Source organism: Cognatilysobacter terrigena (assembly GCF_004361065.1).
In the GTDB taxonomy this organism is placed as follows: Bacteria; Pseudomonadota; Gammaproteobacteria; order Xanthomonadales; family Xanthomonadaceae; genus Cognatilysobacter; species Cognatilysobacter terrigena.
The window spans coordinates 1-9,528 of the sequence record NZ_SELT01000041.1 but is presented as its reverse complement, the minus strand read 5'-3'; the positions used below and the strand labels follow the sequence as shown (position 1 = coordinate 9,528).

At 68.8% G+C, this 9,528-nt stretch carries 8 protein-coding genes; 1 reads left to right on the top strand and 7 read right to left on the bottom strand.

Annotated elements, in window-relative coordinates:
• Positions 1–3,018: beta strand repeat-containing protein (locus EVS83_RS14995; RefSeq protein ID WP_133501920.1), on the bottom strand; the 3,018-nt coding region annotated here is incomplete at its 3' end.
• An 11-nt stretch (positions 3,019–3,029) separates the two neighbouring features.
• Positions 3,030–4,769 (bottom strand): ShlB/FhaC/HecB family hemolysin secretion/activation protein, encoded by a 1,740-nt coding sequence (locus EVS83_RS14990; protein ID WP_133501918.1) that lies wholly within the window; start codon positions 4,767–4,769, stop codon positions 3,030–3,032.
• A gap of 198 nt (positions 4,770–4,967) precedes the next feature.
• Between EVS83_RS14990 and EVS83_RS14985 the strand changes: the two genes are divergently transcribed.
• A complete protein-coding gene (locus tag EVS83_RS14985; RefSeq protein ID WP_133501916.1) occupies positions 4,968–5,315 on the top strand; it encodes a hypothetical protein in 348 nt (115 codons plus the stop codon).
• A 45-nt stretch (positions 5,316–5,360) separates the two neighbouring features.
• On the opposite strand, the gene EVS83_RS14980 is transcribed toward EVS83_RS14985, so the two are convergent.
• The 5 genes from EVS83_RS14980 to EVS83_RS14960 all read right to left on the bottom strand — a co-directional run bounded on the left by EVS83_RS14980 (position 5,361) and on the right by EVS83_RS14960 (position 9,222).
• A complete protein-coding gene (locus EVS83_RS14980; RefSeq protein WP_133501914.1) occupies positions 5,361–6,197 on the bottom strand; it encodes a metallophosphoesterase family protein in 837 nt (278 codons plus the stop codon).
• Positions 6,197–7,108 (bottom strand): diacylglycerol/lipid kinase family protein, encoded by a 912-nt coding sequence (locus EVS83_RS14975; protein ID WP_133501912.1) that lies wholly within the window; start codon positions 7,106–7,108, stop codon positions 6,197–6,199. Before EVS83_RS14975 ends, EVS83_RS14980 begins: the two co-directional genes overlap by 1 nt.
• Positions 7,109–7,276: 168 nt before the next feature.
• Complete coding sequence (locus EVS83_RS14970; protein WP_208108765.1) at positions 7,277–8,110, bottom strand: hypothetical protein; 834 nt, start codon at positions 8,108–8,110, stop codon at positions 7,277–7,279.
• Positions 8,107–8,463 carry a hypothetical protein gene (locus tag EVS83_RS14965; RefSeq protein WP_133501910.1) on the bottom strand — a complete coding sequence of 119 codons (357 nt, stop codon included), beginning with the start codon at positions 8,461–8,463 and terminating at the stop codon, positions 8,107–8,109. Before EVS83_RS14965 ends, EVS83_RS14970 begins: the two co-directional genes overlap by 4 nt.
• Positions 8,464–8,592: 129 nt before the next feature.
• Positions 8,593–9,222, bottom strand: coding sequence for a tetratricopeptide repeat protein (locus EVS83_RS14960; RefSeq protein WP_133501908.1), 630 nt, complete (start codon positions 9,220–9,222; stop codon positions 8,593–8,595).
• Positions 9,223–9,528: the final 306 nt, after the last annotated feature.

The following is a 9,528-nucleotide window of genomic DNA, read 5'->3' as shown; positions in this document are numbered from 1 at the left end:
CGCCTTCTGCAGGATGTCGCCGATCGTCGATGCCGGCAGCGTCAGCGTGTAGTTGCCCGCGTCGACGCCATTGAGCGTCGCGCCCGTGATGTTCACCGTCTTGCCGACGCCGGCGTTCTTGTCGAGGAAGGTGAAGGTACCGGTCGCACCGACGGTGTCGCCGGCGACGAGGCCGGAGAGCGCGATCGTGCCGCTGCCGTTGGTGGTGCCGTCGTAGGTCTTGGTGGTCGCGGTCGGCGTACCGGTCAGCGCCTTCTGGTTCACGGTGACCTTGCCCGTGCCATTGAACGCGAAGTTGTAGCCGTTCGTGCTCGCCAGCGAGCCGTTGACGATGTTGATCGCGTACGGACCGCCCGCCACCGCCGCGCGCGTCGCGAAGCCGCCGGACGTCACCGTCGGCGCGCCGGTGAACGCGCTGGCGGCGGTGTCGCCGAGGTACGCACCCGCCACGCCCGACTGGAAGCCGGTGACCGTGTAGAAGCTGCCGGCGGAACCCGTGAGATCGGTGCCGTAGGTCTTGGTGGTATCGGTCGTGGTGAACGTCAGCGTCGGCGTCGTGGCGAACACGTAGCGGTTGCCGCTGATCGACGACGGCGCGGCCGTGGTGATCGTCTTGCCCCAGAGCGCGGTCTGGCCGCTGTCGAGACCGTCGTACAGCGCGAACGGCGAGACGAACTGCTGGTAGATCACCCAGTGCCCGCTCGCGACGACGCCGTCATTGCCGGACTGGTTGAAGAACGTGTTCGACGACAGCGCGACATCGCGTCCGCTGATCTGGCCGCCGGCGTCGATCTGCAGGTTGTCGCCGACCACTTCGATGCGAACGTCCCCGCTGCCTGCATTGACGACGTTGTCGACCGTCAGGCTGTTGAGATCGCGCACCACCAGACCGTTCGAGGAGAACGGTCCGATCGAGTTGATGTGGTTGTTGCCGCTGAGCGTCGCGGCGCCGCCGACGGTGCCCGAGAGGCGAATGGTGTCGAGCGCACCGGTGACGGTGAACGCACTGCCCGCGTTGGCCTGCAGCGCGCCGGTGTACGCGTTGCCCAGCGTGATCGCACCCGCGCCGGCGTTGAGGAAGGCGGAACGGAAGACGCCGCCGTTGTAATCGCCGACAGTGAGGTCGCCGATCTGGATGCCGTTCGCGGTGACTTGAAGCACCGACGTAGGCGAATTCACCGACAGCGCATAGAACGAGCCGCCCGTAGAATTGAACGCGAACGGATTGACGGCGCCCAGCGTGACCGCGTCGAGATCGATCGCACCCGTGGTGCGCACGCTGCCGCCGTTGAACTGCGCGGCGCCATTGACCGTGAGCGACGACAGCGCGGTTGTCGCGCCGACGTTGCCGCTGAACGTCGCGCCATTCGCGGCATTGACGGTCACGTTCGTCGGACCTCCGTTGCCGTCGACCGTGCCGCCGAGCAGACCGCTGCCGGCGTTCGACTGCATCGTCGTATTGCCGTTCAGTACAACGTTGCTGTTGAACGCCATATCGCCGATGGCCAGCACGTTGCCGGCGACACCAATCGAGGTGCCGCCGAGGTACAGCCCTCCCGCGCTCGTCGCGCCCAGCAGCTGCCACGCGGTGGTCGCCGTCGCGCTGACATCACCACTGGACGTGTTGGTGAACTGGGCCGTGCCCCAGTAGTTGGCCGCACGCTGGAGCGAGATGCCGGTGGTCGCCGATGCGAACAGCGACCCGGTCGTGATCGCGCTCCCGGTCTGGTTGATCGACGTGCCGGCGTTGAGCCAGATGCTGTGGCCGGGGGCGCTAGAGGTGGTGACCGCGCCGTTCAGCGTGATGGCGCCGGACGACGTCAGATAGACGTTTCCATTTTGTGACCCCGGCGAGCCGAACGTACCGTCGACGATGAGGTCGCCGTTCGTCGTGGTCACGCTGAGGTCGCCCGGCGCGACGACGTTGCCGATGACGAGACCGCCCTGCGTGTCGGTGATCGAGAAGTTGTTGCCGCCACCGACGAAGGTGGGCTGGAACACCCCACCACTGAAATCCCGCGCGGTGATCGAATAGTTGCCGCCTACCGTCGGACCACCGTTGCCCTGGAACATGCCAGCCGATGCGTCGACCGTGAGGTTTCCGGGCGTCGCGAACACGCCTTGCGCAACGACGTTCGCATCGCGCGAGATCAGCTCGACGCTTCCCGAATTGAAGCGGATGTCGTTCGCGCCGCCGGCATTGGCCAGCAGCACGTTGCCCTGACCGTTCGACATCCCGGAGGCCATCAGCACGTTGCGTGTACCGCTGAAAGCAGCGCCTGCGCCGACGATTACACCGTTGCCCTGCCCGCTGCCCGTGTTGATCGTCAGTGTCGTGACCGCGCCCAGGCTCGCGTCGAAGTCGACGGTCAGGTTGCGGGCGCTGACCAGCGTATTGGTGGTTGAGGAGGCAAACGCGCCGCTGGCGCTGACCGCATCGCCCACCAGCGTGGCGCCGCCTGCGGTGGAGTTGAGCACCGCTCCCGTGGCGACCGACACGCCCGTTCCCCCAACCCCACTGAAGTTGAAGCGCAGGTCGTTGTCCATGATGTCGGCATCGGCCAGGTCCATGGTCGAGAGCAGCAGCCCGCCGACGTCAAAGCGGCCCGTGCTGCCGACGGCGACGCCGTTGGGATTGAGGATCCAGACATTGCCGCCTGTCGGGCCGCCCACGGTGCCGAAGTAGCTCGCGACGTTGCCATTGATCGTGGTCGGCGTTCCGCCGACGACGCGGTTGACGATCAGGTTGCCCGGCCCGCCGAAGACGACGTTGTAGGTTTGGCCGCCGCTGACGTTGAACGTGTTCCAGTTGACCAGCGTGCGGGTATTGCCAGGCGTGATCGTGACGGTGCTCGGCCCTGACGTGACCGTGGTCGAGCCGCCGCCGTTGCCGACGATGCTGTTGATGGTGCCGAGCGGTGTCGACTGCGCCGCCGCCTGCATCGGCCACAGCACCTGCGCCATTGCCGCGAACAGGACGCCGACGGTGAGCCCGCGATGGGAATTCGAAGAAGTCATGGTCGTCGTCCTCAGCGGATCGAGAAGGTGTGGTTGAACGTGAACAGCACGCGGGCGTCGCGCTTGTCGTCGCCGGGGAACGCGCCGGTCTGCGGCACGGCACAGGTCAGGGCGAGCTGGCCGAAGCGCGTGTAGGCGCGTGCGCCGATGCCGATCGAACGCAGCGTGGCGTCGTAACTGGCGTCATCGCGGTTCCACAGGTGCGCGACGTCGACGAACGCGAAGACGTTGCTGGTCATCGCGCCGCCTCGGAAATCCCAGCCCGCTTCGAGCTGGCCGGCGACGGCGCTGTCGCCGGATGCCGCGCCCGGATCGAAGCCACGGCCGATCGTGTAATTGCCGGCCTGGAATTCCTCGTACGCCGGCAGCGGCGCGTTCGACCACTGCGCGGCGCTGTTGAAGGCGAGGAACGGGCTGGCCGCGGACGCCGCACGCGCCGACCAGCGCGCTCCGAGGCCCAGTCGCGCCGACACGAAGTCGGGACGCGCCTCGGCGCGCGAGAGCAGGTCATCGCCCGCCTCGCTCGCACCCCAGATGCCGAGGCCCTTGCGCAGTTCGAACGTGCCCGTCGCCGCGAGACCGGACGTCGGGCGCTGCCAGCGCGCGTTGGTTTCGAACGACAGCACCCGCAGCTTTTCGTCGAACAGCGGAATCGTGCCCAGGCCGACGCTGCGGAACAGGCCGAGATCATTGGTTTGGTTGATCGCGTCGATGCGAAGTGCACTGTCGACCGACAACGCACGCGTGCGCACCGCTGCGTAGCGTGCGCCGAGTCGCGCGACGCTCGAATGGCCTTCGAGTTCGAGCGACTCCAACCCGCCGCCCGGACGCGAGCGCCCGTACGCGAAGTCGCCGAACAGCGTCCAGCCGGACACGCCCATGCGCACCTCTTCGAGCAGCTGCGCGACCTTCTGCTCGCCGCCCAGGCTCGACGACAGCACCAGGCTCGTGCGGTCGCCGAAGCGCGTGAAGCTGTTCGCGTCGACGCGAAGCGACACGTTCTCGCGACCGAGTTCTTCGGAGCCGAGGTTGTGCGCGCCGACGCCGATGTCGACGACGCGGCGTGGGGCGGCGGTCGCGATGACCTCGAGGCCGTCCGCAGTGCCGTCGGCGGTACGGCGCAGCGCGAAGCGCATGTCCGTGCCTGGAATTTCGCGGGCGAGCAGGAACGCACGTTCGACGTCCGACCAGTGCGTGGCACCACCGTTGTCGATCGCGCCGAGGTAGGCACGCGCGAGTGCAGCCGACGGACCCATCGCCTCGGCGTTCTCCACGACGACGTTGCGCACGCGGCCTTCGGTCACGCGCAGCGTCAGCACGCCCGCGGTGATGTTCTGCTCAGGAATGTCGACCGCAGCCAGCGCTTCGCCCTGCCGCGCGTACACCGCAGCGACACGATCGCGTGCGGTGCACAGCACCGCGGCGTCAGCGGGATGGCCGAGCAGGTCGGCGACGGCGGCGTCGATGAGGTCGCGCGCGACCAGCGTCGCCCCCGTCACGTCGATGCGCGTCAGCGTCACCTCGCCCTTGCCGGCGAACGGGCAGGCGCCGGCGACGCTAAGCGTCGAGGGATCGATGAGCGCCGGTGGCACCGCCGGCGTGCGGCGCGCGGGATCGACGTCCTGCGCGGTCTGCCCGGGCAGACGGGTCGGCGCAACCTGCGCGAATGCCGGTGCGACGAGTACCAAACCCAGAGCCACGGCAACGCCGCGCGCCAACGGCCGGGCGGCCGTGTTCGCTTCCAACTTCATCGATTTCCCCCTGTTGAGCCCCGGCGGTAGCCGCAGGCCGGCGCGATGTTCCGGGAAAAGTCCAGTGCGGACCAGTCAATCAGGTGCACCGCGCTCACCCGCGGCCGAATCTTTCCAAACGATTCATCTAATACGAACGGTGGCGGCGCATCGCCCTCTGCGATTCCCGAGTGCACAGCAGAGGCGGGGTGTGCTCGCATGTCCCTGCAGCGCGTGCCCGGCTGCCTCCATCTCCGGCCGCATCAATCGGAAAAGTCCCACATGGCGCTCCGTGATGCGCCGACGGCGCAGCCGCGACGCGGATCGCAGACTGCCCGGCATTCCTTCCGAGCGGTCGCCGCCATGCAACGTGTCGTCATCCACCCGATCGAAGACGGCTGGCTGCTGCGCCGCCCGGACGGCCATCGCGAATGGATCGACACGCGCGCCTGGGCCGAGCGCGCCGCCGAAAGCGTGGCACATGAGTTCCATGCACGGTCAGGCCGCACAACGTGCGCGCTGGTCGCGAACGACGACGGCTACGTGGAGTTCGCGCGCTTCGGTTGAGGCGCGCCTGCGGAACGTCTCGGCTCTGCCTGACGACGCGATGCGTCAGTCGGGCAACGCCGCGCCGGTCGCCGGCTGCCAACCCGTGCCGTGCACGTAGCGATAGTCCGTTTCGGCCTCGGGTACGAATGCGCTGCGTTCTGCCGACCATCGCCACGTCTGAACCTGCAGCGCGTCGGTCGCGCCGATGCGCAGCACGTTGAACGCGTTCGCCTCGTCGCGTTCGCGCGTCGACGTCGCGGTGCCGGCCTGCACGACCAGCGCCGCGAAGCCTTCGATGCGGTAGCGGTGCGCCGTCGTGCCGATGTTGCTGCGATGCAGGTGGCCCGACAGGAACACGTCGACCTCCGCTTTCGCGAATTCGGCCATCGCCATCGGCGCGCGGCCCAGTACATCCTCCTCGTCGCCACCTTCGGGGATGTCGAACGGATGGTGCGTCACGACGATGCGCGTCACGTGTTCGGGCAGGCCGTGGAAATGCTGCTCGATCTCGCGCACCTGGTCGACGTTGATGCGCCCGCCCTTGAACGTCAGCGACCGCGCCGTGTTGACGCCGACCACCGCGATCTCGTCGTCGATGTACACCGGCATCTCGACGTCGGTGATGTAGCGATGGAAGCGCGTCAATGGCGACAGGAACCGGCGCGCGACGTCGTACAGCGGCACGTCGTGGTTGCCGGGCACCACGATCTGCGGCCCGGGCAGCGTCGCGAGGAAGTCGCGGGCTTCTTCGAACTGCGCGCTGCGGGCGCGTTGGGTGAGATCGCCGGACACGACGACGACGTCGGGCTTCGCATCGACGATCGCGCGACGCAGCGGATCGAGCAGCGCCGGCTCGACGCGACCGAAATGCAGGTCGGAGATATGGACGACGGTACGCATCAGCCGGCCTCCTGCGGCGGGGGTGCGAGCACGCGCAGCGCACGCGGCCGGACGCGGTAGTGCACGGGGGCGTCGAGCACGTCGACTTCGCCATCTCGCGCGACGCGGGCCTGCCCGTGGTGCGATTCGACGACGAACGAGGTCGCGCGAAGACGGTCGAGATCGCGCCCGTGCACGATGCGCCCGCTGAGCGCGCGCAGCGCGAGCAGGATCAGGCCCCACGGCCCGCACGGACGCAGCACGTAGACCGCGAGTTCGCCGTCGTCGAGCGTGGTGCGCTCGCCGGCGCGCGTGCCCTCGATGATGTAGTCGTTGTTGCCGACGAACACGAACGGCGTCCGACGGCACAGCTCGCGGCCGTCCACATGCAGCACCGCCGAGAACGTGCGCGGATGGCGCAGTACCGACCAGCCCGCGCGGAACATCGCCGGCCATTTGCCGAGATGCCGGTGCTGTTGCAGGCGCTCGCGTTCGACGACCAGCCGCGCATACAGACCCAAGCTCGAGTTATTGAGGAAGGGGCGCCCGTTGACGTCGCCGACATCCACCTCGCGCACGTGGCCGGCGGCGATCACCGCGACCGCGTCCTCGAGTTCGGGGGGCACCTTCAGGTCTTTCGAAAAGTGATTGAGCGTGCCGACGGGCAACACGCCGAGCACGGCGTCCTTGCGGTCGAGCAGGTGCGTCGCGACGGCGTTGACGGTGCCGTCGCCGCCTGCGGCGACGACGATCGAAGCGCCGGCATCGAGCGCGCGCTTGACGGTCGAATCGATGGCGCTGCCTTCGACGCGCTGCACGTCGGCGTCCAACCCGTGCTTCGCGAATGCGCGACGCACGGCGTCGGCGTCGAGGTCGCGCCCGGCGCGCGCACCGCTGTTGACGATCACCGGGATGGGTCGCGACTCGCTCATGGCGGCCGATGCTGCGGCCGCTGTCGTGGACGAGGTGTGCAGCGGGGCGCGACGCGATGGCGGCGGTTCAGACCGCCGGGACTGCTTCGATCGGCGAGTCGCGCCGGAACGTGCCCGATCAGGCCGACGCCGGCGACGTGGTCGCGCGGCGTCGATCGCCACCTTCGCTCAGCGCGAGCCTGCCTGCTGGACCACGCGCGAGCTCAGCACCTTGCCGCTCGCATCGAGCGTGCGCTCGACGATGTTGCCGGATGCATCGACGACCCGCTGCACGGTCTGGCCGAGCGAGTTCACCGTCGACGACAGCACGCTGCCGGGCTTGAGCGCATCGGAGGCGACATTGCCCACGGTGCCGACGGCGTTGTTCGCCACGCCGCCCACGGTGCCCACCGTGCGATCGACGACGCCGCCCGGCTGCACGGCCGTGTTCGCAACGTTGCCGACCGTGCCGACGGTGCGATCGACCACGCCGCCCGGACGGATCGCGTTGTTCGCGACGCCGCCGACGGTGCCGACCGTCTTGTCGACCGAGTCGAGCAGTTTGGTGAGGATCTGCGGGTTGCGGTCGATGGTGGTCAGCGTGCGATCGATGATCGCGGCGACGTTGTCGAGCCGCACCTTCAGCAGCGCCTGCGCCTTGACGCCCTTGATCTGCACGTTGACGCGCTCGATGCCGACGTCGGCGCCCGCGTTGAGCTTGAGCAGGTTCGCGAGCTGCGCGTTGAGTGCGATGTGCGCCTCGAGGTTCTGCACGTCGAGCTTGATCTCGTCGATCGAGAGGTTCGGCACGTCCAGCAGCACGTCCGGCTCGTCGCCGCTCGAAGATGCGCGATAACCCGCGGTGCCGGTCGTCGTGCCGACGCGGCTCACCGGCGGCACCGTGCGATCCACCGGCGTGGCGGTGGTGCCGGAGGTCGACGTCGTCGACTGCTGGGCGAGGGCGAGCGGTGCGGCGGCGAGCAGCAGCACACACGCGAGGGCGCGCGGAAGCGGACGGGTCATCGGTGATCCTCGGGAGTCGGGGAAGGAGCGGGCGTCGCGTTGGTCGACGCATCGAGCGGATCAAGCAGCGTCGCGCTGATCGTGGTGCGCACGCTGACGTTGCGATAGGTGCTGCCGCCGTGCACGGGCGTCGGCAGCCCGTCGCGTTCGACGTCGTGGCGATGCTGCAGATTCGGGCCGCCCTGGAACGTCACCCCGGCCTGCGGATCGCTGCCGAAGCTGATGCTGTCCATGTGCACGTCGGCGGCGAATTCGATGTCCGGCAATGGCGCGGCATCGCGATGCGGTGCGTCCTGCGCGAACGCGGGCAGGCTCGCGAACATCAGCAGCGATGCGATGCGTGTCGGGTTCAAGCGCTGCCCGCAGCGGCCGTGGGAGCCGCAATCTAGCAAGCGCGACCGTGGATGGCGCGTCGACGCGCCCGTCCGCTGTCGCCGCGGCATTGCACCGCGGCGACGGGGAAACTCACCGCGCGATGCGGCTTACGGCCACTTCGGCGGATTCGCGGCCCATGCGGCCTGCACTTCGGCAAGCGTCGCGCGCTCGTCGTCCTTCCACTGCGGCAGGAGCTGCGCGTACTGCGCGGTCGTCGACCACTGCGTCGGTTCGGTGCGCACGGCAGCGGCGTACCAGCGGATGGCGTCGTCCTTGCGGCCGAGCTTCCACAGCGCGAGCGCGAGGGTCTGCGGCAGCCACGACGAATTGACGCCGCGATTGCCGAGTTCAGACCACTGCTGCAGCGCGCCTTCGGCGTCGCCGGCGCGATAGAGGTCCCAGCCGTAGTTCCACTTCACCGGACGCCACAGGCCACTGTTGATGTCCATCGCGCCGAGCGCGCGGCGGTAGAGATTGCGACCCAGGTCGGTGCGACCGGTCTGCATGGCGTAGTGGCCGAGCTGCGCGGCTTCGAGGGTGTGCTCGGCGTTGCGCTCGATCGCACGCGTCAGTCGGTCGATGCCGGGCTGGCTGCGGTCCTTCAACTCGAGGACGGGGCGCCGCGACGAGGCGTCGGCGTCGAAATAGAACTCGACCTGGCGCGGCAGGCCCGGAGCTTGGGCAGAGGCAATGCCGGCCAGCGCGAGCAGCGCGGCGGCGAGAAGAGTGCGGGTCATGGGCGGTGCGGCCTTCGGGAACGAACGGGGGAGCGGCGCAAGGCCGCGCCCGGGGCAAGCAAATCCGGTGCCAGACGCGCCGACTCCGTACGCAGCCGAACGGGGTGAAACCCGCGCCACTGGTAGAATTCGCCCGCTGCCGGCGCGTCGAACCTCTCCGCCGGCCCTTCCCCACGACGCCACCCCGCGGCCTTCCGGCTGCGCCGGAGCCGCCTGCATGACCAGCACCGCCGAACTTTCGTCGCCCGCCTCGGCCGACACGGGCCTGACGCGTTCCGTCGTCGACCCCGACTACACCCTCGACCA